This window comes from Pseudomonas sp. CFBP 8758, assembly GCF_014841725.1.
Classification (GTDB): Bacteria; Pseudomonadota; Gammaproteobacteria; order Pseudomonadales; family Pseudomonadaceae; genus Aquipseudomonas; species Aquipseudomonas baltica.
Window position 1 is genome coordinate 127,119 of sequence record NZ_JACYUK010000007.1, and the last position, 24,831, is coordinate 151,949.

24 protein-coding genes and 1 pseudogene are annotated in these 24,831 nt (G+C 63.0%); 5 read left to right on the forward strand and 20 right to left on the reverse strand.

Features of this window, described 5'->3' with window-relative positions; all coding sequences use genetic code 11:
• Window positions 1–61: 61 nt before the first annotated feature.
• The 11 genes and pseudogenes from IFT75_RS16550 to IFT75_RS16600 form a co-directional block, all read right to left on the reverse strand.
• Window positions 62–1,351, reverse strand: a complete 1,290-nt coding sequence (locus IFT75_RS16550; RefSeq protein ID WP_192055760.1) for an adenylosuccinate synthase — start codon at window positions 1,349–1,351, stop codon at window positions 62–64.
• 54 nt (window positions 1,352–1,405) lie between these two features.
• A complete protein-coding gene (locus IFT75_RS16555) occupies window positions 1,406–2,593 on the reverse strand; it encodes an ATP phosphoribosyltransferase regulatory subunit (protein ID WP_122480369.1) in 1,188 nt (395 codons plus the stop codon).
• A gap of 235 nt (window positions 2,594–2,828) precedes the next feature.
• A complete protein-coding gene (gene hflC, locus IFT75_RS16560; RefSeq protein WP_122480370.1) occupies window positions 2,829–3,698 on the reverse strand; it encodes a protease modulator HflC in 870 nt (289 codons plus the stop codon).
• Window positions 3,698–4,882 carry an FtsH protease activity modulator HflK gene (hflK, locus tag IFT75_RS16565; protein WP_122480371.1) on the reverse strand — a complete coding sequence of 395 codons (1,185 nt, stop codon included), beginning with the start codon at window positions 4,880–4,882 and terminating at the stop codon, window positions 3,698–3,700. Before hflK ends, hflC begins: the two co-directional genes overlap by 1 nt.
• A 96-nt stretch (window positions 4,883–4,978) precedes the next feature.
• Window positions 4,979–6,280 (reverse strand): ribosome rescue GTPase HflX, encoded by a 1,302-nt coding sequence (gene hflX / locus IFT75_RS16570; RefSeq protein ID WP_122480372.1) that lies wholly within the window; start codon window positions 6,278–6,280, stop codon window positions 4,979–4,981.
• Between the two features lie 12 nt (window positions 6,281–6,292).
• Window positions 6,293–6,553, reverse strand: coding sequence for an RNA chaperone Hfq (gene hfq, locus IFT75_RS16575; protein ID WP_043191144.1), 261 nt, complete (start codon window positions 6,551–6,553; stop codon window positions 6,293–6,295).
• 93 nt (window positions 6,554–6,646) lie between these two features.
• Complete coding sequence (gene miaA / locus IFT75_RS16580; protein ID WP_122480373.1) at window positions 6,647–7,618, reverse strand: tRNA (adenosine(37)-N6)-dimethylallyltransferase MiaA; 972 nt, start codon at window positions 7,616–7,618, stop codon at window positions 6,647–6,649.
• Window positions 7,619–7,620: 2 nt separating this feature from the next.
• On the reverse strand, window positions 7,621–9,516 hold the full coding sequence (gene mutL, locus IFT75_RS16585; protein ID WP_185794990.1) for a DNA mismatch repair endonuclease MutL: 1,896 nt from the start codon (window positions 9,514–9,516) through the stop codon (window positions 7,621–7,623).
• The gene (locus IFT75_RS16590; protein WP_192048115.1) at window positions 9,516–10,925 is read right to left on the reverse strand and encodes an N-acetylmuramoyl-L-alanine amidase; all 1,410 of its coding nucleotides are present in this window, start codon (window positions 10,923–10,925) and stop codon (window positions 9,516–9,518) included. The genes mutL and IFT75_RS16590 overlap by 1 nt, the downstream gene beginning before the upstream one ends.
• 16 nt (window positions 10,926–10,941) lie before the next feature.
• Complete coding sequence (tsaE, locus tag IFT75_RS16595; protein WP_192055762.1) at window positions 10,942–11,412, reverse strand: tRNA (adenosine(37)-N6)-threonylcarbamoyltransferase complex ATPase subunit type 1 TsaE; 471 nt, start codon at window positions 11,410–11,412, stop codon at window positions 10,942–10,944.
• A pseudogene (locus tag IFT75_RS16600) lies at window positions 11,400–12,239 on the reverse strand (NAD(P)H-hydrate dehydratase); the annotation flags it as partial. The gene tsaE and the pseudogene IFT75_RS16600, both read right to left, overlap by 13 nt.
• 108 nt (window positions 12,240–12,347) lie before the next feature.
• Between IFT75_RS16600 and queG the strand changes: the two are divergent.
• Window positions 12,348–13,418, forward strand: coding sequence for a tRNA epoxyqueuosine(34) reductase QueG (gene queG / locus IFT75_RS16605; protein WP_192055766.1), 1,071 nt, complete (start codon window positions 12,348–12,350; stop codon window positions 13,416–13,418).
• Here the strand turns inward: queG and IFT75_RS16610 are convergent.
• The 6 genes from IFT75_RS16610 to IFT75_RS16635 form a co-directional block, all read right to left on the reverse strand.
• Entirely contained in the window at window positions 13,403–14,011 is a 609-nt protein-coding gene (locus IFT75_RS16610; protein ID WP_185794985.1) for a trimeric intracellular cation channel family protein, read from the reverse strand. The two genes, queG and IFT75_RS16610, sit on opposite strands and share 16 nt — an antisense overlap.
• A gap of 108 nt (window positions 14,012–14,119) precedes the next feature.
• Window positions 14,120–15,199 carry a 2Fe-2S iron-sulfur cluster-binding protein gene (locus IFT75_RS16615; protein ID WP_244652773.1) on the reverse strand — a complete coding sequence of 360 codons (1,080 nt, stop codon included), beginning with the start codon at window positions 15,197–15,199 and terminating at the stop codon, window positions 14,120–14,122.
• On the reverse strand, window positions 15,200–16,102 hold the full coding sequence (locus IFT75_RS16620) for a diiron oxygenase (RefSeq protein WP_122480381.1): 903 nt from the start codon (window positions 16,100–16,102) through the stop codon (window positions 15,200–15,202). It abuts the gene before it with no gap.
• Window positions 16,103–16,162: 60 nt separating this feature from the next.
• Window positions 16,163–16,390, reverse strand: a complete 228-nt coding sequence (locus IFT75_RS16625) for a hypothetical protein (protein WP_049862045.1) — start codon at window positions 16,388–16,390, stop codon at window positions 16,163–16,165.
• A gap of 5 nt (window positions 16,391–16,395) precedes the next feature.
• On the reverse strand, window positions 16,396–17,103 hold the full coding sequence (locus IFT75_RS16630; protein ID WP_192055769.1) for an MOSC domain-containing protein: 708 nt from the start codon (window positions 17,101–17,103) through the stop codon (window positions 16,396–16,398).
• On the reverse strand, window positions 17,100–17,798 hold the full coding sequence (locus IFT75_RS16635) for a glutamine amidotransferase (protein ID WP_192055771.1): 699 nt from the start codon (window positions 17,796–17,798) through the stop codon (window positions 17,100–17,102). Before IFT75_RS16635 ends, IFT75_RS16630 begins: the two co-directional genes overlap by 4 nt.
• A 28-nt stretch (window positions 17,799–17,826) precedes the next feature.
• On the opposite strand from IFT75_RS16635, the gene IFT75_RS16640 reads away from it, so the two are divergent.
• Complete coding sequence (locus IFT75_RS16640; RefSeq protein ID WP_192055772.1) at window positions 17,827–19,137, forward strand: aminotransferase class I/II-fold pyridoxal phosphate-dependent enzyme; 1,311 nt, start codon at window positions 17,827–17,829, stop codon at window positions 19,135–19,137.
• A 78-nt stretch (window positions 19,138–19,215) separates the two neighbouring features.
• On the opposite strand, the gene orn is transcribed toward IFT75_RS16640, so the two are convergent.
• Window positions 19,216–19,758: an oligoribonuclease gene (orn, locus tag IFT75_RS16645; RefSeq protein ID WP_192055774.1), complete on the reverse strand. Its 543-nt coding sequence runs from the start codon at window positions 19,756–19,758 to the stop codon at window positions 19,216–19,218.
• 95 nt (window positions 19,759–19,853) lie between these two features.
• Between orn and rsgA the strand changes: the two genes are divergently transcribed.
• Complete coding sequence (gene rsgA / locus IFT75_RS16650; protein ID WP_122480386.1) at window positions 19,854–20,885, forward strand: small ribosomal subunit biogenesis GTPase RsgA; 1,032 nt, start codon at window positions 19,854–19,856, stop codon at window positions 20,883–20,885.
• On the opposite strand, the gene IFT75_RS16655 is transcribed toward rsgA, so the two are convergent.
• Window positions 20,879–21,817: a LysR family transcriptional regulator gene (locus IFT75_RS16655; RefSeq protein WP_192055776.1), complete on the reverse strand. Its 939-nt coding sequence runs from the start codon at window positions 21,815–21,817 to the stop codon at window positions 20,879–20,881. The two genes, rsgA and IFT75_RS16655, sit on opposite strands and share 7 nt — an antisense overlap.
• A gap of 98 nt (window positions 21,818–21,915) precedes the next feature.
• On the opposite strand from IFT75_RS16655, the gene IFT75_RS16660 reads away from it, so the two are divergent.
• Entirely contained in the window at window positions 21,916–23,115 is a 1,200-nt protein-coding gene (locus tag IFT75_RS16660) for an aspartate aminotransferase family protein (protein ID WP_192055778.1), read from the forward strand.
• Window positions 23,116–23,301: 186 nt separating this feature from the next.
• Window positions 23,302–23,769, forward strand: a complete 468-nt coding sequence (locus tag IFT75_RS16665) for a toll/interleukin-1 receptor domain-containing protein (RefSeq protein WP_163007695.1) — start codon at window positions 23,302–23,304, stop codon at window positions 23,767–23,769.
• Window positions 23,770–23,803: 34 nt separating this feature from the next.
• Here IFT75_RS16665 and motB read toward each other — a convergent pair whose 3' ends face one another.
• The gene (motB, locus tag IFT75_RS16670; protein WP_122480390.1) at window positions 23,804–24,829 is read right to left on the reverse strand and encodes a flagellar motor protein MotB; all 1,026 of its coding nucleotides are present in this window, start codon (window positions 24,827–24,829) and stop codon (window positions 23,804–23,806) included.
• Window positions 24,830–24,831: the final 2 nt, after the last annotated feature.

Sequence of the window (24,831 nt, forward strand, 5' to 3'; positions counted from 1 at the left end):
GCCTGTTGCTCGAACGACAAAGGGCCCCGAAGGGCCCTTTGCTGTATTGCGCGAACCGCTGTCAGCCGAACGGGTGACGCAGCACGATGGTTTCGTTGCGGTCCGGGCCGGTCGAGATGATGTCGATCGGTGCGCCGATCAACTCCTCGACTCGCTTGATATAGGCACGAGCGTTGGCGGGCAGCTCTTCCAGGGTTTTCGCACCCACGGTCGACTCGCTCCAGCCCGGTACTTCTTCGTACACTGGCTGCAGGCCCACGTAGCTGTCAGCGTCAGTGGGGGCAACGTCTTTGCCCTCCGCATCTTTATAGCCGATGCAGATATTGATGGTTTCCAGACCATCGAGTACGTCCAGCTTGGTCAGGCAGATGCCCGAGATGCTGTTCACATCGATAGCGCGACGCAGGATGACGGCGTCGAACCAGCCACAACGACGAGCACGGCCGGTGGTCGCGCCAAACTCGTGGCCTTGCTTGGCCAGGTGCGCACCGACTTCATCGAACAGCTCGGTCGGGAACGGACCCGAACCTACACGGGTGGTGTACGCCTTGGTGATGCCCAGGATGTAGTCCAGGAACATGGGACCAACGCCGGAGCCGGTCGCAACGCCACCCGCGGTGGTGTTGGAACTGGTCACGTACGGGTAGGTACCGTGGTCGATGTCGAGCAACGAACCTTGGGCACCTTCGAACATGATGTCTTTGCCGGCACGACGCAGGTCGTGCAGTTCGGCAGTCACGTCGAGCATCAGCGGCTTGAGCAGCTCGGCGTATTCCTTGCACTCGGCCAGAGTCTTTTCAAACTCGATGGCAGGCTCTTTGTAATAACCCACCAGCATGAAGTTGTGGTAATCCACCAGTTCACGCAGCTTGTCTTCGAAGCGCGGCATGTTGAGCAGGTCGCCCACACGCAGGCCGCGACGAGCAACCTTGTCTTCATACGCCGGGCCGATGCCGCGACCGGTGGTGCCGATCTTGAGCTCGCCACGGGCCTTTTCACGGGCTTGATCCAGCGCCACGTGGAAAGACAGGATCAGCGGGCAGGACGGGCTGATACGCAAGCGCTCGCGCACCGGTACGCCTTTGTCCTCGAGCTTGGTGATCTCGCGCATCAGAGCGTCGGGTGCAACTACCACACCGTTGCCGATCAGGCACTGGACGCCCTCGCGCAGCACGCCCGAAGGGATCAGGTGCAGGACGGTTTTCTCGCCGTCGATGACCAGCGTATGACCGGCGTTGTGGCCGCCTTGATAGCGCACCACCGCAGCAGCATGTTCGGTCAGCAGATCAACGATCTTGCCTTTGCCCTCATCACCCCATTGGGTGCCCAGGACTACGACATTCTTACCCATAACACTTGTCCTCATTCGCGCAAACTTGGTGCCGGCAGCGGCCGGCAGGAAAACTCAAGAGGCCAGTGGCAGCACTTGCCATTGCCCGTTCTGCTGAATCAATTGACAATCGCAATCTGCCTCGCCGGCAGCCTCGATCGTCTGTCCCGGCAATGCCTGGACCACGCGGCGACCCTCGCGGCGCAGCTGGCAGACTGCCTGCCACAAGGCCGCATCGGTGCTGTCAGGCATCCAGACGCCACCGACGGGCAGTTCGATCCGGGCCCGACCCAGCGTCACCAGGGACTTGAGGTCCGTGGAGAAACCGGTTGCCGGGCGGGCACGGCCGAAGTCCGCACCAATGTCATCGTAGCGGCCGCCCTGGGCGATGGACTGGCCCATGCCCGGAACGAACACGGCGAACACAACGCCGGTGTGATAGTGATAACCGCGCAACTCGCCCAAGTCGAAGTACAGCGGCAATTGTGGAAAACGCAACGACAGCCGCTCGGCAATCGCCAGCAGGTCGTCCAGTGCGGTCATCACCGGCGCCGGTGCGTTGGCCAGGCGTACCTTGGCCTGAGCCAGCACTTCGCGACCGCCACACAGGCCAACCAGGGCGCGCAGCATCTCGGCGATGTCCGCTTGCAGCCCTTCGGTGAGGACGATCACTTCGTCGATGGCCTTGCGCTGCAGGGCATCGAACAACTGCTGCTCGACATCGCCCGACAACCCGGCCGCGCGGGCCAGGCCGCGGTAGATACCGACGTGCCCCAGATCCATGTGCACGTCTGGCACATCGGCCATTTCCAGCATGGTCAGCATCAGGCTGATGACTTCCACGTCGCTGCTCGGACTGGCGTCGCCATACAGCTCGGCGCCCAGCTGGATCGGGCTGCGCGAACTGGACAGTGCCCGCGGCTGTGCATGCAACACACTGCCGGCATAGCACAGGCGGTTCGGCCCTTCACGGCGCAAGGTGTGCGCATCGATGCGCGCCACCTGCGGCGTGATGTCGGCACGGAAGCCCATCTGCCTGCCCGATTGCGGGTCGATCACCTTGAAGGTGCGCAGGTCCAGGTCCTGCCCGGCACCGGTCAGCAGCGACTCGAGGTATTCGATGTGCGGCGTTACGACGAACTCGTAACCCCAGCTCTGGAACAGGTCCAACACCTGACGCCGCGCGACTTCGATGCGCGCAGCCTCGGGCGGCAGTACTTCTTCGATGCCATCTGGCAGCAGCCAGCGGTCTACCGTTGCCATTACGCCTTTCCCCTATGATCCGGGCGGCCTGCCGTCGGGCTAGCCTTGAGTGAAGCAGAAATCGCCCACCGCAAGCAGGTCGCGGGGCAATGTCCTCATGAACCGGGCCTATGAATCGGCCAATCTAACTTGCAGACGCAAAAAAGCCGGGAATTTCCCGGCTGCCGCATCATACACACGTTTCGCCGATCGTTCACCCCGCCGAACGGTTAAACCGCTCGACGGGGAAAGCCGATCAGGGCTTGTACTTCTCCATGAAGCGGAAGAAATCGCTCTTGGAGTCCAGCACCATCACGTCGCTCTTGTTGGCGAAGCTCTGGCGGTATGCCTGCAGGCTGCGGAAGAAGGAATAGAATTCCTGGTCCTGACCATAGGCCTGGGCGTAGATGGACGCTGCCTGCGCATCGCCGTCACCACGCGCTTCCTCGGACTCGCGATAGGCTTCGGCCAACAGCACACGACGCTGGCGATCGGCGTCGGCACGGATGCCTTCCGCCAACTCGTTACCCTTGGCACGGTGCTCGCGCGCCTCGCGCTCACGCTCGGTGCTCATGCGCTCGAACACGCTGCGGTTGACTTCCTTGGGCAGGTCGATGGCCTTGACGCGCACGTCGATGACCTCGATACCCAGCTCCTTGTCTGCCATGCGGTTGAGCGACGTGGTGATGTCGGACATCAACGCGTCACGCTCACCCGACACCACTTCGTGCAGGGTGCGCTTGCCGAACTGGTCACGCAGACCCGATTCGAGACGTCGCGACAGACGCTCGTCGGCGATCTGCTTCATGCCGGAAGTAGCGGTGTAGTAGCGCTCGGCATCCTTCACACGCCATTTGGCATAGGCATCTACCATCACCGCTTTCTTCTCCAGGGTCAGGAACCGCTGGGTCGGGGCGTCGAGGGTCATCAGCCGCGCATCGAACTTGCGCACCTGGTTGACGTACGGCAGCTTCACATGCAGGCCGGGCTGGACATCGGCCTGGACCACGCGACCGAATTGCAGGAGGACCGCACGTTCGGTTTGCGCAACGATGTAGAAGCAGTTCCATGCTGCCACCGCCAGAACGACGGTGACGACAAGGGCGATCACAGATTTATTGCCCATCAGCGACTCTCCCTTGAACGCATTTCACGCTGTTGCTGCTGCAGGTCGGCCGCAGCGCGTGCGCCGGCGGCGTCGCTGGCCGAGGCCGGCGTGCTGGCGGCAGGCGTGCTGCCGTTGTTGCGGTCGCCACCGACCATCTTGTCCAGCGGCAGGTAGATCAGGTTGTTCTGACCTTCCTTGCTGGCCACCAGCACCTTGCTGGTGTTGCTGTACACGTCCTGCATGGTTTCCAGGTACAGGCGCTGACGGGTCACGTCGGGTGCCTTGCGGTACTCGGTGACCAGCTTGGTGAAGCGGTCGGCCTCACCCTTGGCACGCGATACGACTTCGTCGCGGTAGCCGTTGGCATCTTCGATGATGCGCTGGGCCTGCCCGCGAGCCTCGGGAATCACGCCGTTGGCATAGCCTTCGGCCTGGTTGCGCGAGCGCTGCTCGTCTTCCCGGGCGCGGATCACGTCGTCGAAGGCTTCCTGCACTTCACGCGGGGCTGCCGCGCTCTGCACGTTGACCTGGGTCACGGTGATACCGGTCTGGTAGGTGTCGAGGAAACGCTGCAGGCGCTCCTTGATCTCGCCGGCCATCTGCTCGCGGCCTTCGGTCAGCACCTGGTCCATGGCGGTGGAACCCACCACGTGGCGCAGCGCACTGTCGGTAGCATGCTGCAGGCTGATTTCGGGCTGGTCGACGCGCAGGACGAAGTCCTGCAGGTTGGTGATCTTGTACTGCACGGTCAGCGGCACTTCGACGATGTTCTCGTCTTCGGTAAGCATCTGCCCCTGCTTGGTATACGAACGCTCGCGCGTGACGTTTTCCAGGTACTTGCGGTCGATCGGCGGGAAATAGATGTTCAGGCCCGGACCCACCGTTTCGTAGTACTTGCCGAAGCGCAGCACCACGGCCTGCTCCTGCTCGTCGACCACATACACCGCGCTGTACAGCCAGATCGCGCCAAGCACGGCAAGGCCGATGCCCAACAGGCCGAGACCACCGCCCTTTGACGTGCCTCCACCGTCGCCACCGCCACCTGTGCGTTTCTTTCCACCGCCGAACAACCCGTTCAGGCTGTCCTGCAGCTTGCGGAAGGCCTCGTCGAGATCCGGTGGCCCCTTGCGGTCGCCTCCACGGCGTTTACCACCCCAAGGATCTTGATTGTTCGAGTTGCCACCCGGCTCATTCCAAGCCATAGCGCTCTCCATCTGATAAAGCAAAGACGCACCCACGGCGCGCCGACCAATGCTACAGAATGCCCGACATGACAGCACAGCTGCCACACGAGGCTTTTATTGCAAAGTGTGTTGCTCGATGAATTCAGCGGGCTCCATGCCTTCGCGACTGACCAGGCGATTGAGCTCCGCACGCGGCAGGCGTATTGCCAGCAGACTGCCACCTTGCTCATCATGCGCTTCGCTTTGCACCGCGCCCAGCGAAAACAGCTGGGCGCGCAGGCGGCCCAGGGTCTGGCCCAGCTGCAGCGTGCCGACGAACAGGTCTTCGCCGAGCAGCTCGGCAACCGCCTGCTTGACCAGCTCGAGACCGCGCCCGTCGCGCGCCGACACCCATACCCTGACCGGTTTGCCGTCGGCATCGCGCTGTATCTGCGGCTCGACGTTCTCGAGCAGGTCGAGTTTGTTATACACCTCGAGGATCGGCAAGCCTTGCGCGCCGATCTCGGTGAGCACGGCCATGACCTGTTCGATCTGCGCCATGCGCTCGGGCTCATGGGCATCGATCACGTGCAGCAGCAGGTCGGAGTTGCTCGATTCCTCGAGGGTGGCGCGAAACGCTTCGACCAGCTTGTGCGGCAGGTGACGAATGAAACCCACCGTGTCGGCCAGGATCACCGGCCCCAGGTCGTTCAACTCGAGTCGGCGCAGGGTCGGGTCGAGCGTGGCGAACAGTTGGTCGGCCGCGTACACCTCGGACTGCGTGACGGCGTTGAACAAGGTCGACTTGCCGGCGTTGGTGTAGCCCACCAGGGACACCGACGGAATGTCGGCTCGCCGGCGGCCGCGACGTGCCTGCTCGCGCTGGCTGCGAACCTTTTCCAGGCGCTGCTTGATCTGCCGCAGGCGTACCCGCAGCAGACGCCGGTCGGTTTCCAGCTGGGTTTCACCAGGGCCGCGCAGGCCGATACCACCGCCCTGGCGCTCGAGGTGAGTCCAGCCGCGAACCAGCCGCGTGCTCATGTGCTCGAGCTGGGCCAGTTCGACCTGCAGCTTGCCTTCATGGGTACGGGCGCGTTGCGCGAAGATATCCAGGATCAGACCGGTACGGTCCAGCACGCGGCACTCGAAGACTTTCTCGAGGTTGCGTTCCTGGCTGGGTGTGAGGGTGTGATTGAAGATCACCAGATCTGCGTGCTCGGCCTTGACCTGGTCACGCAGCTCCTCGACCTTGCCGCTGCCGATCAGAAATTTGGCACTGGGCCGATGACGGGCGACATTGACGAATGCGACAGTTTCGGCGCCGGCCGAGATGGCCAGCTCCTGAAACTCCTGCGGGTCTTCGCGCGCCTCAGGGTCCTGACCATCCAGATGAACGAGGATCGCTCGCTCACCACCACCGTGGCGCTCAAAGAACAAGGCAGACTCCTATCAAGCGTTACCTGGGTCGGTGTCGCCCTGCTCGGATTCGGTCGCACTTGGCAGACGAATCGGACGCACCGGTACAACCGTGGAAATAGCGTGTTTGTAGACCATCTGGCTGACCGTGTTCTTCAGCAAAATGACGAACTGGTCGAACGATTCGATCTGGCCCTGCAACTTGATACCGTTCACCAGATAGATCGAGACGCCGACCTTCTCTTTACGCAAGGTGTTCAAGTAAGGGTCTTGTAGCGAATGCCCTTTTGACATGTGCCGCACTCCTTTAAGGATCAATAGTGGAAAAGCTTTGAAAAGATGAAGGCTCTGACCGTCAGACCCAAGGATAGACGGCAATTGCGGGACTCAGCTCAATATGGAGGCCGAACCCAGGTATTTCAAGGTGCGAGGCAGATTGTCGATGGCCAGGCTGTCGAGCCAGTGCAGATCGGCCCAACTGCGCAACCAGGTAAACTGTCGCTTGGCCAATTGGCGCGTGGCGATGATGCCGCGTTCGCGCATCTGCACCTCGGTCAGCTGGCCATCCAGATGATCCCAGACTTGCCGATAGCCCACCGCTCGTATAGACGCAAGCCCAGCATGCAAGTCACTTCGAGCACGCAAGGCAGTGACCTCGTCGACGAAGCCTTGTTCCAGCATTTGTCCGAAACGCAAGGCAATTCGCTCATGCAGCACCGAGCGATCGGCGGGTGCGATTGCCAAGTGGGCCACAGTATAGGGCAATTGCCCGCTTGCCAATGCGCCTGCCTCGGTACTTTGCGCAGATTGTCGCGCGCGCAGCTCGGTCATGCTCGAACCACTCACGCGGTAGACCTCCAACGCTCGGATCAGCCGTTGCGGATCGTTGGGATGAATGCGCGCGGCAGAAACCGGATCGACCGCCGCAAGCTGGTCATGCAGTGCCTGCCAGCCGTGCAGCGCGGCCTGCGCCTCGAGATCGGCGCGCACCTGGGCATCGGCGCCCGGCATGTCCGCCAACCCCTCGAGCAAAGCCTTGAAATACAGCATGGTGCCGCCAACCAGCAGCGGGATGTTGCCCCGCGCGGTGATCTGCGCCATGGCCTGCAAGGCATCGCGGCGAAAGTCGGCGGCGCTGTAGCTTTGCGCCGGATCGAGGATATCGATCAGTGCGTGCGGATGGGCATCGAGCACCGCCCGCGACGGCTTGGCGGTGCCGATGTCCATGCCGCGGTAGACCAGGGCCGAGTCGACGCTGATCAGCTCGCACGGCAGCACCTTGCTCAGCTCGATGGCCAGGTCGGTCTTGCCCGCGGCCGTGGGCCCCATGAGGAAGATCGCCGGAGGTAGGCCACTCATGTTCAACGCCCGCGCAGGAAGAGTTTGTCCAGGTCGTCCAGTCCCATCTGGGTCCAGGTCGGTCGACCATGGTTGCACTGGCCACTGCGCTCGGTGTTTTCCATATCGCGCAGCAGGCCGTTCATTTCCGGAATGGCCAGGCGCCGGTTGGCACGAATGGCACCGTGGCAGGCCATGGTGCCCAGCAATTCGTTCAAGTGGGCCTGGATACGGTCGCTGGTACCGTACTCCATCAGGTCGGCCAGGACATCGCCGACCAGGCGATTGGCCTCGGCCTGCTTGAGCAGGGCTGGAATCTGGCGTATGGCCAGGGTTTCCGGGCCCAGCCGCTGCAGCTCGAAGCCCAGCCGCTGGAACCACGCCGCGTGCTCCTCGGCACAGTCCGCCTCGCGTTGGCTCATGGCCAGCGATTCGGGCACCAGCAAGGGCTGCCCGCTCAGACCTTCGCTGGCCATGGCGATCTTCAGGCGCTCGTACATGATGCGCTCGTGCGCCGCATGCATGTCCACCAGAACCAGCCCCTGGGCGTTTTCGGCCAGGATATAGATACCCTTGAGCTGTGCCAGCGCGTAGCCCAGCGGGGGGATGTCGCCCTGGCTTGGTGGCAGACTGGGAATCGGCGCGGTGCTGCTGCCGGCGGTAGGCAGCGGTGCGAAGAACTCCCGGTAGGCGCTCTGCGCCTCGGCCACCGGCAGGGCAGCGGTCGGCCGTGGCGTGTATGAATAACCGCCGCTGGAACCCCCACTTGACTGCGGCTGGGCCATCGGTGAGTGCAGCAGGTTGGCCGCCAGGCCCATTTCACCCTGAGGGCCGAACTCGCCTGCCTGGACCCCGCTCGGCCGCAACGGCTGGGCCTGCGCCGGCGCGCTCGCCAACTGATCTTCCGGGCGAACATCGGCCAGCGCCCGGTGCAATGTGCCGTAGAGAAAGTCGTGCACCATGCGCCCGTCGCGAAAGCGCACTTCATGCTTGGTCGGGTGCACGTTGACGTCGACCACCGCTGGGTCCACTTCCAGAAACAGGACGAAGGTCGGATGACGGCCGTTGAACAGCACGTCGCGATAAGCCTGGCGTACCGCGTGGGCAACCAGCTTGTCGCGCACCGCTCGGCCGTTGACGAAGAAGTATTGAAGGTCGGCCTGGCTGCGCGAAAACGTCGGCAAGCCTACCCAGCCCCACAGCCGCAGGCCGTTGCGCTCGACTTCTATAGGCATCGCCTGTTCAAGGAACGCCGGCCCGCAGACCGCAGCGACCCGCCGTGCACGGGCGGTTTCGTCATGGGCCTCATGCAAGCCGAGGATGCTCTTGCCGTTGTGCCGCAGGTGGAAGCCTACGTCGAAGCGCGCCAGCGCCAGGCGCTTGATGACTTCCTGCAGGTGGTCGAACTCGGTTTTTTCGGTCTTGAGAAACTTGCGCCGCGCCGGCGTATTGAAGAACAGGTCGCGCACCTCTACCGAGGTCCCCACTGGGTGCGCCGCAGGCTGCACGCGGGCGTCCATGTCGCGGCCTTCGGTTTCTACCTGCCAGGCCTGATCGGCCGCCGCGGTGCGCGAGGTGAGGGTGAGCCGCGCCACCGAACTGATCGAGGCCAGCGCTTCGCCGCGAAACCCCAGGCTCATGACACGCTCGAGATCCTGCAGGTCGCGGATCTTGCTGGTGGCATGGCGCGCCAGGGCCAGCGGCAGGTCGTCGGCCGAGATGCCGCTGCCGTCGTCGCGCACGCGCAGCAGCTTGACGCCACCCTGCTCGACCTCGATGTCGATGCGCCGGGCGCCGGAGTCCAGGCTGTTTTCCAGCAGCTCCTTGATCACCGAAGCCGGTCGTTCGACCACCTCGCCAGCCGCGATCTGGTTGGCGAGCCGCGGACTGAGGAGCTCGATACGCGCCGATTCAACCATTACTGGGACGCCAGGGCAGTGCTGGGAATGGTGACTTCCTGACCTATCTTCAATTCATCGGTTTTCAAGTCATTGGCGCTGCGCAAGGTGGCGATGCCCAGGTCGTAGCGCGCCGCCAGCATGGCCAGGGTTTCGCCGGGACGCACCACGTGAGTGCTGGGGCCGCGGGCAATCTTGCCGGTGTCGCGCAACCAGGCCATGTAGGTACCTGGCGGCGGGTTCTGCTGGAAGAACTGCTTCACGCCGGTACGGATGGATCGCGCCAGCGCCTGCTGGTGACCCGAGCTTTGCAGCTTGTTGGCTTCGTTGGAGTTGGAGATGAACCCGGTTTCAACGAGGATCGAAGGGATGTCCGGCGATTTCAACACCATGAACCCGGCCTGCTCGACCCGACGCTTGTGCAGCGGTGTCACCTGGCCAATGTTGCTCAACACTTTCTGGCCCACATTGAGACTGGAGGTCAGCGAGGCGGTCATCGACAGATCCAGCAACACGCCGGCCAGCATGCGGTCCTTGTCATCCAGGCTGACGTTACCGGCGCCACCGATCAAGTCCGAACGGTTCTCGGTATCGGCCAGCCAGCGTGCGGTTTCCGACGTGGCGCCGCGCTCGGACAGGGCGAATACCGAGGCACCGAAAGCCGCCGAGGAGGGCGCGGCATCGGCGTGAATGGACACGAACAGGTCAGCGCCCTTCTTGCGGGCGATTTCGGTACGCCCGCGCAGCGGAATGAAGTAGTCGCCGGTGCGCGTCAGCTCGGCGCGAAAACCTTGTTCGGCATTGATCTGGCGTTGCAATTCCTTGGCAATCTGCAACACCACGTCTTTTTCGTGTTGCCCGCGCGGCCCCGAGGCGCCTGGGTCTTCGCCGCCGTGGCCGGCATCGATGGCAATGACGATATCGCGCTTGCCGTTGGGCACCGGGGTCAGCTTGATGGCCGGACGCGTCGGCGTCACCGGCACCGCCGGCGTGATGGCCACGGCCGGCTGGGGTGGCGTGGGCTCGGCATCGGCCGCGGAGTCGAACAGGTCGACCACCAGGCGGTTGCCATATTGCTGGTTGGGCGCAAGCGTGAAGCTTTTCGGGGTGATGGCCTTTTTCAGGTCTACCACCACGCGCAGATCGGTGGGGGTACGCTGTGCCGAGCGCACGCTGGTGACGGGCGAGTCGCCAGGCGCCACGCTCAACGGACCGGCCGCAGTGGCGCCGTTGATGTCGATGACCAGTCGATCGGGCGACGACAGCGTGAACACGCTGTGCTGGACGGGACCGGTGAGGTCGAAGACCAGCCGGGTGTTATCCGGCGCTCGCCACAAGCGCACGCTCTTGACTTGTGTAGCGGCCACGGCATTGACGACAAAACCCGTCAACATCAGACCAACGACCGCGACCAGCGCGCGAATGCGCATACCTAACCCCATCAATTTATTTGGATTTCTGTGCCACAGCGGCACACCAGGACACACCGCGCGGGCCCTGTGGCGATAACTTCAACAGCCTTCCGGCCGCTTGCGGGCTTATGGTAATGGTCAGGTCCGGCTTTGGCAAAAAGCCTGCGCCTTGTTGGGGCCACTCGATCAGGCACAAGGCGTCCTCTTCAAAGTAGTCGCGGATGCCCAAATACTCCAATTCCTCTGGATCAACAAGACGATAGAGGTCGAAGTGAAAGGCTTTTATAACTCCGATCTCGTAGGGTTCGACTAGGGTGAAGGTCGGGCTCTTGACCGCTCCGACGTGGCCCAGGCCGCGGATCAGGCCTCGGGAAAAGGTGGTCTTGCCGGCGCCCAGATCACCCTCCAGGAAGATCAATCCGTGGCCATGGGTCACCTCTGCCATGCGCGCACCGAATGCAAGCATGGCAGCCTCGCCTTCCAGGTAGATTTCTACTTCAGACACGGATAATGCTCCTCGAGCAACTGACGAATGGCAGGTATCAGGTCGCTGGCCGCCAGACCACGACCGAGCTTGCCCAGCCGCTCTCCGGCGCCGGCATGCAGCCACACACCCAGGCAGGCCGCATCGAAGCCATCCAGGCTTTGGGCACGCAGGGCGCCGACCAGCCCGGCGAGCACGTCGCCCAGGCCTCCGGTGGCCATGGCGGGATGACCCTGATCGCAGATCGCCAGGCGCCCATCGGGCGCAGCGATCAGACTGCCCGCCCCTTTGAGCACGCACACTGCCGAATACTGACGCGCCAGGCGCAGGGCCGCCGCGGGGCGATCGGCCTGCACCTGCGCGGTGGAAATACCCAGCAGCCTGGCCGCTTCCCCTGGGTGCGGGGTCAGCACGGCATCGGCCGGCAGCGCGACGGCGCCCTGCGCCAACTGATTCAGTGCATCGGCGTCCCACACCTGTGGCTTGTCCTGGCTGGCCGCCACCGACAGCAAGCTTCGGCCCCAGCTGGCCTGCCCCAGCCCGGGCCCGACCACCAGCACCGTGGCCGCTTCGGCCAGCGCCAGCAGCTGGTTGGCCGAAGCGATATCGGCAACCATCACTTCCGGCATGCGCGCCAGCGCCGACGCCACGTGCTCGCCGCGGGTAGCCAGCGTTACCATGCCGGCCCCGCTGCGCAGGGCACTTTGCGCGCTGAGCAAGGCCGCACCGCCGGTGCCATGGTCGCCACCGATCACCAGTACACGGCCGTACATGCCCTTGTGCGCATCCATCGGCCGCGCGGCCAGAACCGGCAAGGTGGTGGGGTCGAGCTGCACAGCGGCCGAAGGCTGGCGCTGCCCCGCGTCGGGAATTTGCGTGTCTGGCGGCATGCTTGAACCTTTACTGTCGATGTCTGGCAGAATTATACCCACCTCCGCACAGGTTTCCTCGCTCGCATGTCTGCTCCCACCATCGACCTTCCCGCCCTGGCGCTCTCCATCAAGCAATGGGGACGCGAACTGGGTTTCCAGCAAGTCGGCATCGCAGGCCTGGACCTGGGCGAGCATGAACAGCACCTGCAGCGCTGGCTCGATTCTGGCTATCACGGCGAAATGGACTACATGGCTGCCCATGGCAGCAAGCGCTCACACCCCGAGCAACTGGTGCCAGGCACCCTGCGGGTCGTTTCGCTGCGCATGGACTACCTGCCCGGCGACACCCAGATGGCGCAACGCCTGGCGCAGCCTGAAAAAGCCTATGTGTCGCGCTATGCCTTGGGCCGCGACTACCACAAGCTGATCCGCAAACGCGTGCAGCACCTGGCCGAACGCATCCAGCAGGACATCGGCCCGTTCGGCTTCCGCGCCTTCGTCGACAGCGCGCCGGTGCTGGAAAAAGCCATTGCCCAGGAAGCGGGGCTGGGCTGGATCGGCAAGAACACCCTGGTACTCAACCGCAAGGCCGGCAGCTACTTCTTCCTCGCCGAACTGTTCGTCGATCTGCCGTTGCCGGTCGACGAGCCCCACGCCAGCGAGCACTGCGGGCGCTGCACGGCCTGCCTGGACATCTGCCCTACCGCCGCCTTCGTCGGGCCCTACGTGCTGGATGCTCGTCGCTGCATTTCCTATCTGACCATCGAGCTCAAGGGCCCCATTCCCACCGAGCTGCGTCCGCTGATCGGCAACCGTGTGTTCGGTTGCGACGACTGCCAGATCGTTTGCCCATGGAACCGCTTCGCCCGCCCTTCGGGCGAAGGCGATTTCCAGCCGCGGCATCAACTGGACAATGCCGAACTGGCGCAGCTGTTTTTGTGGGATGAAGACCGGTTTCTGAGCAGCACCGAAGGCTCGCCCCTGCGCCGCGCCGGTTACGAGCGCTTTCTGCGCAACCTGGCGGTTGGGCTGGGCAACGCACCGTCGAGCATCCCGGTGCTCGAAGCCTTGAAGGCACGCCGCGAGGACCCCAGCGAACTGGTCCGGGAACACGTCGAATGGGCCCTTGCGGCCCACGCTCAACGATCGTCGTAGACGAACTTCGGCATTTCCCAATGGAAGCGAATAGCCAACAGGCGCAGCAGAAAACCGCCGAACAGGGTGATGGACAGCGCCTGAATCGGCACCAGCTCCAGGTAGGTGCAACCCAGAAAGCACCACGCCGCAGCGAATGAGACGCTGGCATACAGCTCGCGGCGGAACACCAGGGGAATGTCGTTGCAGAGGATATCGCGCAGGATGCCGCCGAAGACCCCGGTGATCATGCCGCTGATGGAAGCCACCAGATAATCGTGGCCCAGCTCCAGCGCGGTCATGGTACCGATCAGGGTAAACGCCACCAGCCCCAGCGCATCGAGCACCAGAAACAGCGAACGCAGGCGGCGCATGAGTGGCGCGATGAAAATCGTCACCAGCGCCGCCACGCTGGTCAGTACCAGGTATTCCGGGTGTTTGACCCACGTCAGCGGATAGTTGCCGAGCAACACGTCGCGCATCGAACCACCGCCCAATGCAGTCACACAGGCAATCAGCACCACGCCGAACCAGTCCATACCGCGCCGCCCTGCGGACAAGGCACCGGTCATGGCTTCAGCGGTGATGGCGATGAGGTAGAGGGTCAGCAGCATGGGAACCTGGAGCCAAAAGACGAGCAGTGTGATGGGCGCGGTATCGACTGCAACATGGGCGCCGCGATGATCCCTCATGATACCGGGCACGCACTGGCGTTGTCCGCTTCACGAGGTCCGGAGACACAGCGTGAGTTCATCGCCCACAGGATAGCTGCAACACGCCAATGCGTACCCAGCCGCGCGCTCCTGTACGCTCAGTGCAAAATCGGCCTCGCTGCGACATTCCCCTTTCAGGACTTTGATCTTGCACGCACCACAAATTCCAGCACGACACTGACTGCGCACTTTCAGGCCCTGGGATTCCAACTGCGCAAGCAGGGTCAGCGAATGAACCGCTTCGAACTCGACCCCCGACGCGGGGATCTTCAAACGCACCGTTCCAGTGTCGGCCTGCTTGGCGGGCAACGGCGAATCGGCCGAGCTGAATGCTTCGATAAAGTACTGGGCCCCACCATGCCGAACCTGCATGGCCCGGTGTATTTCTACAGCGAATGCCTGGCTTCCGCAGATTACGATGCCTTGCGACCCCTCCAGGGCGTCCAGTACCCCCTGGTTTGGACGCCCCCTCCACAAGCAGCCGTTGTCTTGGTACAACGACTGCCGGGTGACATGGATGCGCAAAGTGAACCAGCGTTCGGCAAGCTCCAGGGTCATCAACTCGGCGAAGCATGGCACGGCTTCCAGAGAGGGCGTGCACAACAGCAATGTGATCCGTGGCACTCGGCGGCCTTGCCGTGCCCATTGCCTGAATTCGCGTATCAATGCCCAAGGCAAGGTAAACCCGATACCACCAGCCAACAGCGCCACGCTATCCAAACCAGAAAGTTGTTGCGCCGTGATATCTCCTGCAACGCCCACACAGCGCACCAGGGCGCCGACCATCAGATGATTGAACATCGTCTCTGACAACCCTTTGGAAGGCACGCGCTGGACGATGATCTCAACCTGCCAGCGCGTGGGGCAGGCCACTATCGAATAGCAGGCCGTGCGAACTTGACCGGTAGCACCTGCGTATTCAAGTATCAGGTAACGGCCTGGGACATATTCTTCTTCACGCTGTTCATCGAGCACCGTGAAGACAAATCTCCTCGCGTTCTCGGCAACGTCGCATGCCACATCACACCGTAGAAAACCTGGCCCAACTGGCTCTACTGCAGATGAATTATTCTTGGCCGAAAGCACCATCTATTCCAGACCTATACGTGCAAGGAGACTGAAAACCGACTCGGTGTAGACCTCTACTTCGCTTGATCGAGAACACTCCAGAAGCATTGCCTCATACCCCTGGAATCCCGCTAGAGAAAGCGCCCGAGCCCACGCACCCAGTTCGTTATCGGCAAACATCTCTACCGTCCTGGCAATCACAGCCTGCAAGTACGTTCGTTCGCCAACACTTAGCGTGTGGACGATATCGCACGCTACAAAACTGAAAACACTTGAATGGCTCCACTCATCCACTGCGTGAGTACGAGTCACCTCATGGCACACCTGCTGGATGGAGTCATCCTCGGACAAGGTTTTCAGGTAGTCAGTGATCAAGGTTTCACTGGCACAGGCAATACCGAATCGAGTGAGCCGCCGCTGCCACTCAGCCTTACATGTGGACAATATCTGGTCCCGCCAGCGGATGAGATTGAAGTCGCTGAAATCGAGGTAGGGCAGCTTGCGGTTCAGATAGATGTAATTGCATGCCGTAACTGACATTTTGGTATGGAGCGCTTCGTCAAGCAGCGCCTCAGACATCACTCGCTGCAGGATGTCGCGGTTGCGAGACTCAACAGGTGGCCTTTTGATGATGTCCTCGCAGGCAGGTGTCACAATGTCGCATTCGATATAAATGGTTTTGAGGTTATAGATAATCCAGCCATAGGACAGACATCTGGATTTCATTTCAGCCGTAGCTGCCTGCCAGGCTGGATGACTTCGAAACGGAACCAGCGACTCGCTAAAGTCCAACCTGCCGTGTTCGAAGAGCAATTCGCTGTACGGGGTCGCATCATTATTGACTGCTGCCCGTACGTTCCACAAAGAAGACAACTTCTCCAGCATGTTCCTGACGCCATCATGGCTTTCCGGACCAACTTCCATATTCACGTGCTGTGTACCTCTTTACCTGTAATGTTCAACCAATTGCGCCATTGATGGCATTCAAGTCTTTGCAAACATGCCCTGCGCATACAGCAACCGAATCCCGTCAGGCGTGGATTCCAACAACCGGCGCTCACCCGTTTTGCGTTGTATGTCGAGGGTGTAGCCCTCGCCTTCGGGGAAGCGGCGGACCACATCCGCCAATGCATGCTCGGCAGCGGCATGCTCTATATCGAACTGGCACCAGTACGCCCGGTGCAATTGAACGATGACGCGAAAGTGCTGCATGGTTTCTACTCTCCTGAAAGGGGACCCAGCACTCGGCTGGCCCAGTTCTCGATCTGGCCCGTTGTCAGGCGCCGCTCCACGAGTGAGCGCCAGGATGGTACGAGCGGCAGTTGCGCAAGTTGGCTCAACTCATCGAGGTCCAGCGGCCGTTCGTACAACAGCGCGATGACTCTGCGCAACGGCCATCGAGGGATGGGGCGGTCCTCGAGCACCATTGCGTCGCCTGCTCGCAGGACACCGCCCTCGAGGACCCGGTAATACCAGCCGGTCATTGCACTGGCCTGCATGCGCAAGGCCATATCGCTCACCTCGAAGCGGTCGCTGAGCTTCCAGCAAGGCTGGCGGGTCTGGCTGACTTCGAGGAGCACGTCGCCGCAGCGAAAGATGTCACCCAGGCAAACGGTGTTTTCGTCGAGACCGACAGTCGACAGGTTCTCGCCGAATGCGCCTGGCCGTGCAAGGCGTGGATGCTCGCCGATGAGCTGTGTCCACGCCTGGTAGTGCTCGAACGGGTAGTGGTGAAGGGCTTTGTCGGGGCCTCCATGGATGCGGCGGTCTCCCTGCTCATCGCCTGTTATTCCCAGCGTTCCCACTTCAACCGGTCCGCATACCGACTCCTTGTCGATACCGGTGAAACTGCCTGGGCGCGTAAAACGGCGAGACTTGCCCGCGAGCACGTGCCGCAACTCGATGACGGACCGCGCCCCACTCATCGCAGGCGCGCCAGCCAGTCGATCAGGATCGTGCTGGCTGCTTGTACGCCTGCAGAACCCAGGGCCTGAGCCTGGGCGCGCAGTTCGCGGGGGTCGATTCGCTGTTGATGCAGTTCGTTGGCGTGGCCGACCAGCCATGCTTCGAGTGCCTGCGGTGCCACCTCGAGATGAAATTGCAGCGCGAGCAGCTGATCGCCCACGCTGAATGCCTGATGAGGGCAGGCCTCGGTGCTGGCTAGCAGCGTGGCCTGCGCTGGAATGTCGAACTGATCGCCGTGCCAGTGCAATACGGGTATTCCGTTCGCCAGGGGCGCCAGTACCGAGGCGCTTCCGGCTGCGGTCAGCGTGACGGGGCCGAAGCCGATTTCCTTATGGCCCATGGCGGCAACGTCGGCGCCCAGGGCGCGAGCGATCAGCTGAGCGCCCAGGCAGACGCCCAACAAGGGTTTACCGTTGTCCAGGCATTGGCGGATGAGCTGGAGTTCGTCCAGCAGGAATGGGTACCGCCCTTCATCGAAAGCGCCAATGGGCCCGCCAAGGATGATCAGCAGGTCTGCCGAGTTCACATCGAGCGACGCCAGCGGGTGCAGAGGCGCCTCTATCGTTTGGATTGCATAGCCTTCGGCTTCCAGCACCGCAGCCAGGCAACCCAGGTCTTCGAACGCGAGGTGACGCAGGACCACTGCTCTTTTCATTTTTGTACCAATACAATAATATGAATGTATGAATACATTATTGACGAATGCATCCACCGCCGTCGAGATCGCCGACGCCATCGAGCGGCAGATCCGCCAGGGTGATTTGCTTCAAAACGCTTCGCTGCCTTCGGTCCGCAACCTGGCCATGCAGCTCGAGGTCAGCCCCAATACCGTCGCGGCGGCCTATGGAAGGCTGCGCGACAGCGGCCTGTTGATTACCGACGGGCGCCGCGGCACGCGCGTCAATGCACCTGGGTCGCAGGTCGCCGAACACGGCTTCGTTATTCCTCAGGGCCTCGACGACATGGCCAGCGGCAATCTGGATGCCGCGCTGTTGCCAGCCGCGGATCACGACTGGCTGCTGCGCAACTTCAAGCAGAATGGTTTCGACCAGTTCGGCGATGATCCACAGCTATCCGGCCTGGCACGCGACTGGCTCGTGAGCCAGCGATTGCCCAGCGAGCACGTGGGCGTGTATTGCGGGGCGCTGGACGCTGTGGAGCGAGCACTGCGGGCGCGCTGCCGACCCGGCGCCACGGTGCTGATCGAAGACCCGTGCTGGCCACCGCTGCGCGATCTACTCGCCGGGCTGCAGCTCAAGCCGGTGACCCTGGCGATGGACGACCATGGCGCGCTGTCACCGGCGCCCGAGGTGCTGCGCGGTGCGGGGGCCGTGGTATTGACGCCTCGCGCGCAGAACCCGACCGGCTGTTCGTTCGACGCCCAGCGTTGGCGGCAGTGGTCGCAGGCCATGCAGGACCCGGTGCAGACCCTGTTGGTGATCGACGATCATTGGGGGCCGCTGAGCCAGGCCCCGACCATTGATTTGCAGCCGCTGCCACAGCAATGGGTCTACGTGCTGTCGACCAGCAAGTTTCTGGGCCCTGATCTGCGGGTGTCGATTGCCAGCGCCAGCGCGTCCCTGCACGCCGAGATGCAACGCCAGCAGCGGGTAGGCCCGCGCTGGGTCAGTCTGCTGCTGCAACGGCTGACCGCTCATCTGTGGAGCGCGATGCTGCAAGCGGATCGTTTGACGGCAGTTGGCGCCAACTATCGAAGCCGGCGGCTTTCGCTTCTCGAAGCGCTAGAACTCAACGGTGTGAGGCTGTCCAGCGCGGGTGAAGGTCTGCACGTATGGCTGCCGGTTATTGACGAGACATCGACGGTGCAGGCGTTGGCAGCCGCCGGCTGGGCAGTCCAGGCGGGCCGGCCGTTCCGGTTGCAGAGCGGGCCGGCGGTGCGTGTCAGTGTCGGCAACCTGGCTCATGCCGATATTGCGCGGTTGGCCGGCGATATCGCCAGTGCCATGCAGGCACCGCGGCGTCGGGTGTATTGAGAGAGGTAGGCTTGATGGCCTCTTCGCGGGCAGAGGGATCGCCGCCCGCTTCGCTCCCACAGCAGAGGTTTCCGGGCTTCAGAACTTGATGAAATGCTTGCGGTAGTGTTGCAGCTCGGCGATGGATTCGCGGATGTCGTCCAGGGCCAGGTGGGTGCTGCCCTTCTGGAAACTGTCCTTGACCTCCGGGGCCCAGCGCGCGGCCAGCTCCTTGAGGGTCGATACGTCGAGGTTGCGGTAGTGGAAGTAGTTTTCCAGTTCGCGCATGTGCCGGTAGAGGAAGCGGCGATCCTGGCAGATGCTGTTGCCGCAGATCGGCGACTTGCCCTTGGGCACCCATTTCTCGAGGAAGGCAATGGTCTGCGCCTGCGCATCGGCCATGCTGACGGTGCTCTCGCGCACCCGCTGGGTCAGGCCGGAGCCGCCGTGCTGACGGGTGTTCCACTCGTCCATGCCGGCGAGGATCTCGTCGCTCTGGTGGATGGCGATGACTGGCCCTTCGGCCAGGGTATTGAGGTCGCTGTCGGTGACGATGGTGGCCATTTCGATGATGACATCGTGATCCGGGTCCAGGCCGGTCATTTCCAGGTCGATCCAGATCAGGTTCTGTGGGTTCTGCATGAAAGTCTCCTCGGCGTAGCTGCGCAGTTTAGCCTAGCCGGCCGTGCTAGTATCCCGCCTTCGTCAACACCTGCATTCATTTACACGGAACACACATGGCCAAACGCCAACTGAACCGCCGCCAGAACTGGCGCATCGAAAAAATCCAGGGCGAGCGCGCTGCCCGCGCCGCCAAGCGCGAGTCCCAGGCCCTGGAGACGCTGGAAGGCGGTGACCTGGGCCCCGAGCAGACAGGGCTGGTAATCGCGCACTTCGGTGTTCAGGTGGAAGTCGAGGCGCTGGAAGGCGAACAGACCGGTCAGGTTTGCCGCTGCTACCTGCGCGCCAACCTGCCGGCGCTGGTCACTGGCGACAAGGTGGTCTGGCGCGCCGGCAATCAGGGCATCGGTGTCATCGTTGCCCAACTGCCGCGCAGCACCGAGCTGTGCCGCCCCGACAGCCGCGGGCAGCTCAAGCCGGTCGCGGCCAACGTCGACCTGATCGTCATCGTGTTCGCGCCCATGCCCGAACCCCATGCCAACCTGATCGACCGCTACCTGGTGGCTGCCGAACACGCGGGCATCCATCCCCTGCTGCTGCTGAACAAGGCCGACCTGATCGACGAGCAAAATGCGCCGGCGCTCAACGCGCTGCTGGCGGTGTATCGCCAGCTGGGTTACCCACTGCTCGAGGTCTCGGCTCATCAGGGCGATGGCATGCAGCAGTTGCAGGCACGCCTGGATGGTCACATCAGCGTATTCGTCGGCCAGTCCGGCGTAGGCAAGTCATCGCTGGTCAACAGCCTGCTGCCTGAAGTGCAGGCCCGTGTGGGTGCGCTGTCGGAATGGTCCGGCCAGGGCACGCACACCACCACCACCGCACGGTTGTTCCACTTCCCCGGCGGCGGTGAGCTGATCGACTCCCCCGGTATCCGCGAGTTCGGCCTGGGCCATGTCAGCCGCGCCGACGTCGAAGCCGGCTTCATCGAGTTCGCCGACCTGCTCGGCACCTGTCGCTTCCGCGACTGCAAGCATGACCGCGAACCCGGCTGCGCCTTGCTCGCAGCACTGGACGATGGCCGTGTGCAGCAGCAGCGCATGAACAGCTACCGCTCGATCATCGCCAGCCTGACCCAAGACACCTACTGATCCAGGGTATCTGCTGACCCTGAGGCGGGCTGCGGCCCCAGGGTCTGGACGATGTAGTCCACGAATGCGCGCAGCTTCGGCGAACGGTAGCGCGCCTGTGGATAAAGCAGGTGCATGGGTCTGCCGGGCAACGCGTATCGAGCCAGTACCTGGACCAGCTTGCCTTCCTCGAGATCGCCACGCACCAGCACGTCGGGAAGCATCACCAGGCCCATGCCCGCCAGGGCGGCCTGACGCAGCCCGGCGCTGCTGTTGGTGACCAGACGCCCTCGAACATCGACGCCGATCGAGCCATTGGGCCCCTGCATGGACCACCGCTTTTGCGTGCCGCGCCACTCATCGCCTGGGTTGTACATGAACTGCAGGCACTCGTGCGCAGCCAGCTCTTCGGGGTGGCCAGGCGTGCCATGGCGACGCAGGTAGTCCGGGGACGCACAGATGCTCAGCCGATAGTCGTCCAGCGGACGCGCGATCAAGGTCGAGGGCTCCAGATTACCCAGGCGCAGGGCGGCGTCGTACCGGCCGTCGAGCATGTCCTGTACCTGATCACCGAGGCTGAGGCTGACGCTGATCTGTGGATAACGCTGAAGAAACCCCGCCAGTGCCGGCGCCAGGCACTCGGCGCCGAAGGTGGGCGGCGCGGTGATCCGTAACAGGCCCTGCGGGGTGCCTTGGGTGTGTTCGGCCCAGCGCTCGGAATCGGCGACCAGCCCCAGCACCTCCAGGCAGCGCTGGTAGTAGGCCTGGCCCGCGTCGGTCACCTGCTGACGGCGCGTGGTGCGCAGCAACAGGGTAACGCCCAGACGCTGCTCCAATGCCTGCAGATGGTTGCTGACCATGGTCGTGGACAGGTCGCAGGCGTTGGCGGCTGCCGTCATGGTGCCCAGCTCCACGACTTTCACGTACACCTGCATGGCTTGGAACAGATCCATTATCAACTCCAAGTGAAAAGTGCATCCAGTCTAGCGGCGTTTATCCATCTGAGCTTGAAGGGAATACTGCAGATTCATTTTCTCCCGAGCGATTCGCGATGAGCGCCAGCCACTTGATGCCGACCTATCAACCCCTGCCCCTGACGTTCACCCGCGGCCTCGGCACCCGCCTGTGGGACGACAGCGGCCGCGAATACCTGGATGCACTGGCCGGCGTGGCGGTGACCAACGTGGGCCATAGCCATCCCGACGTGGTAGCCGCCATTGCCGAACAAGCCGGGCTGTTGCTGCACACGTCCAACCTGTATGCCATCGACTGGCAGCAACGATTGGGCGCGAAGCTGGCTGAAAAATCCGGCCTGGCCCTGGCGTTTTTCAACAATTCGGGGGCCGAGGCAAACGAGACCGCATTGAAGCTGGCCCGCCTGCATGGCCATGCCCGCGGCATCGCCCGGCCTTTGGTGGTGGTCATGAACAACGCCTTTCACGGGCGCACCCTGGCCACCCTGGCAGCCAGCGACGGCGCGCACTTGAGCGCCGGACTGGGCCAACTGCCGGGGGATTGCGTGAAGATCCCCTTCGCCGACCTCGACGCGCTGGCCAGGGTCACCCAGGCGTTCGGACAGCGCATTGCGGCAGTGCTGCTCGAACCGATTCAGGGCGAAAGCGGTGTGCATGTCGCCTCTGCCGCCTACCTGCGCGCCCTGCGTGAGCACTGCGACAACCATGGCTGGTTGCTGATGCTCGATGAGATCCAGAGTGGCATCGGTCGCACCGGCCAGTGGTTCGCCTACCAGCATGCGGACATCCAGCCGGATGTGGTCACGCTGGCGAAGGCCCTGGGCAACGGCATTCCGATCGGCGCCTGCCTGGCCAGCGCGGCAGTAGGCCGCCTGTTCACGCCCGGCAGCCATGGCAGCACGTTCGGCGGCAACCCGCTGGCCTGCCGGGTTGGCTGTACGGTGCTGGACATCATCGAGCGCGAGGGGCTGCTGGACAACGCCGCGCGCCAGGGGCAGGCGCTGCTCGAATGCTTGCGCAGCGAAGTGGGCATCTTGCCCGGAGTCAAGGCTGTGCGCGGCGTGGGCCTGATGATCGGCGTGGAACTGGACCGGCCCTGTCGCGAACTGATGCAGCGGGCGGCGCAAGAGCATGCCCTGCTGATCAACGTGACCCGTGGCACCACCCTGCGCCTGCTGCCGCCCTTGACCCTGAGCGCGGCTGAGGTGGAGCGTATTACCGATGCCCTGTCCGCCCTGGTGCGCGCGCCGCAAGGGTTGTGCACAGGTGCCAGCTAGAGGAATTGGCTGTAGGAGAAGTTACTTTCCTAGGTAAGGAATGTCTCTTTTGAATGACATACCTTGCCGCTTAAACGGCATTGAACAATCTTTCAACCTTCAACACTCACGATGAAGGTTTTCCATGCTCGACCTGCCCGTTGCCTGCCTGCGCCTCGCTCGACCGACTGCTGGCGGGAGTCGGCGATGAGCGTGTTCATCGGCTACCAGCATGCCGATCATCCACACGCGCTGCGGGTCCGCAAGCAACTGCGCAGGGCCGGGATCGAGGTGCGCATGGACGTGATGGACTTCGAATCGCTGACCACCCTGCATGTCACCGAGACGATCACCGCGCACATCCGTGACTGCACCCACGTGATCCTGATGATGTCCCACAGCAGCGCGCGGCGTTGGTGGATACCCTTCTCCATCGGCGAGGCGACCTCGTGGGACCGACGCATCTGCGTGTATCGAATGGGTGACCAGGCGCTGCCCGAATACCTGGCCCATTGGCCGACCCTGACGCGCACGCAGCAATTGGACTTCGTCATCGAGGCCTACCACCGCGAGGCGGCCCTGCGCATGCCGGCCAGTCAGCGCGAGACGCCGCTGCAGCTGTGCGCGCGCGATATCCACAGGGGCCTGCGCGAACGCATCGGGCGTGGATTCTAGCTAGGCGGCAAGGCTGGGAAGGCGGTGCGGCCCATCAGGGCGCGGGTTTGCCCGGCTCGACCATCTTCGTCGAGCCGTCCTCGAAGAGGTTCAGCCGCTGGCGCAGCTCGCGCGGCTGCACCGGCGCATCGGGATCACCGATCGACGCGCCAGGAGGACTGGCAGCTGGAGGCGCGCCGGGTGCAGGCGTTTCCAGGGCCGGTTGCTCGCCTTCGATGTCGCGCTGGGCCTTCTTGGTCAGCACCACGATATCGATACGGCGATTGATGGAGTTCAGCGGATCCTTGCGGTCGAACAGCGAAGACGAGCCATAGCCAACCACTCGGGCGATCTGGTCTTCCGGGTAGCTGCCGGCTACCAGCGCGCGGCGCGCGGCATTGGCACGGTTGGACGACAGCTCCCAATTGCCGAAGCCGCCCGCCGCACTGCCGGCGTAGGGCTTGGCATCGGTGTGACCGCTGACGCTGATCTTGTTCGGCACCGCCTTGATGGTGTCCGCCATGGCCAGCAGGATGTCCTCGAAATAGGGTTTGAGCCGCGCACTGCCCAGGTCGAACATCGGCCGATTCTCGGCGTCGGTTATCTGGATGCGCAAACCGTCCTGAGTGATCTCGAAAAGGATCTGGTCCTTGAATTTCTGCAGCTGGGGGTTTTCGTCGACCTTGTTCTGCAGTTCCTGCAGCAACAATTCGAGGCGTTCCTTTTCAACCTGCTGGGCCACTTGCTCGGCCTGCTCGGCCGCGACCTGGGTCGAGGTCTCGGGCTTGGGCGGCGACACCTCGACGTCCGGATTCAGCGTCTTCTCGGGCGATAGCTGGGGCGAGCCGCCCAGGTCGATGACATAGGGCGTGCCGCTTTCGGAGAAGCCGATCGGGTCCTTGAAGTAGCCAGCGATGGCGATCTTCTGTTCAGGCGTGGCTTCGGACAACAGCCACAATACCAGGAAGAACGCCATCATCGCCGTCGCGAAGTCGGCGAATGCGATCTTCCAGGCGCCGCCATGATGGCCGCCGCCAAAGCGCTTGACCCGCTTGACGATGATGGGCTGGTTGTTTTCCATGA

Coding starts and splice junctions, on each gene's coding strand:
- IFT75_RS16550 (WP_192055760.1), bottom strand. CDS start 1,351: ATGGGTAAGAATGTCGTAGTCCTGGGCACCCAATGGGGTGATGAGGGC.
- IFT75_RS16555 (WP_122480369.1), bottom strand. CDS start 2,593: ATGGCAACGGTAGACCGCTGGCTGCTGCCAGATGGCATCGAAGAAGTA.
- hflC (WP_122480370.1), bottom strand. CDS start 3,698: ATGGGCAATAAATCTGTGATCGCCCTTGTCGTCACCGTCGTTCTGGCG.
- hflK (WP_122480371.1), bottom strand. CDS start 4,882: ATGGCTTGGAATGAGCCGGGTGGCAACTCGAACAATCAAGATCCTTGG.
- hfq (WP_043191144.1), bottom strand. CDS start 6,553: ATGTCAAAAGGGCATTCGCTACAAGACCCTTACTTGAACACCTTGCGT.
- miaA (WP_122480373.1), bottom strand. CDS start 7,618: ATGAGTGGCCTACCTCCGGCGATCTTCCTCATGGGGCCCACGGCCGCG.
- mutL (WP_185794990.1), bottom strand. CDS start 9,516: ATGGTTGAATCGGCGCGTATCGAGCTCCTCAGTCCGCGGCTCGCCAAC.
- IFT75_RS16590 (WP_192048115.1), bottom strand. CDS start 10,925: ATGCGCATTCGCGCGCTGGTCGCGGTCGTTGGTCTGATGTTGACGGGT.
- queG (WP_192055766.1), top strand. CDS start 12,348: ATGTCTGCTCCCACCATCGACCTTCCCGCCCTGGCGCTCTCCATCAAG.
- IFT75_RS16610 (WP_185794985.1), bottom strand. CDS start 14,011: ATGCTGCTGACCCTCTACCTCATCGCCATCACCGCTGAAGCCATGACC.
- IFT75_RS16615 (WP_244652773.1), bottom strand. CDS start 15,199: ATGGTGCTTTCGGCCAAGAATAATTCATCTGCAGTAGAGCCAGTTGGG.
- IFT75_RS16620 (WP_122480381.1), bottom strand. CDS start 16,102: ATGGAAGTTGGTCCGGAAAGCCATGATGGCGTCAGGAACATGCTGGAG.
- IFT75_RS16625 (WP_049862045.1), bottom strand. CDS start 16,390: ATGCAGCACTTTCGCGTCATCGTTCAATTGCACCGGGCGTACTGGTGC.
- IFT75_RS16630 (WP_192055769.1), bottom strand. CDS start 17,103: ATGAGTGGGGCGCGGTCCGTCATCGAGTTGCGGCACGTGCTCGCGGGC.
- IFT75_RS16635 (WP_192055771.1), bottom strand. CDS start 17,798: ATGAAAAGAGCAGTGGTCCTGCGTCACCTCGCGTTCGAAGACCTGGGT.
- IFT75_RS16640 (WP_192055772.1), top strand. CDS start 17,827: ATGAATACATTATTGACGAATGCATCCACCGCCGTCGAGATCGCCGAC.
- orn (WP_192055774.1), bottom strand. CDS start 19,758: ATGCAGAACCCACAGAACCTGATCTGGATCGACCTGGAAATGACCGGC.
- rsgA (WP_122480386.1), top strand. CDS start 19,854: ATGGCCAAACGCCAACTGAACCGCCGCCAGAACTGGCGCATCGAAAAA.
- IFT75_RS16655 (WP_192055776.1), bottom strand. CDS start 21,817: ATGGATCTGTTCCAAGCCATGCAGGTGTACGTGAAAGTCGTGGAGCTG.
- IFT75_RS16660 (WP_192055778.1), top strand. CDS start 21,916: ATGAGCGCCAGCCACTTGATGCCGACCTATCAACCCCTGCCCCTGACG.
- IFT75_RS16665 (WP_163007695.1), top strand. CDS start 23,302: ATGAGCGTGTTCATCGGCTACCAGCATGCCGATCATCCACACGCGCTG.
- motB (WP_122480390.1), bottom strand. CDS start 24,829: ATGGAAAACAACCAGCCCATCATCGTCAAGCGGGTCAAGCGCTTTGGC.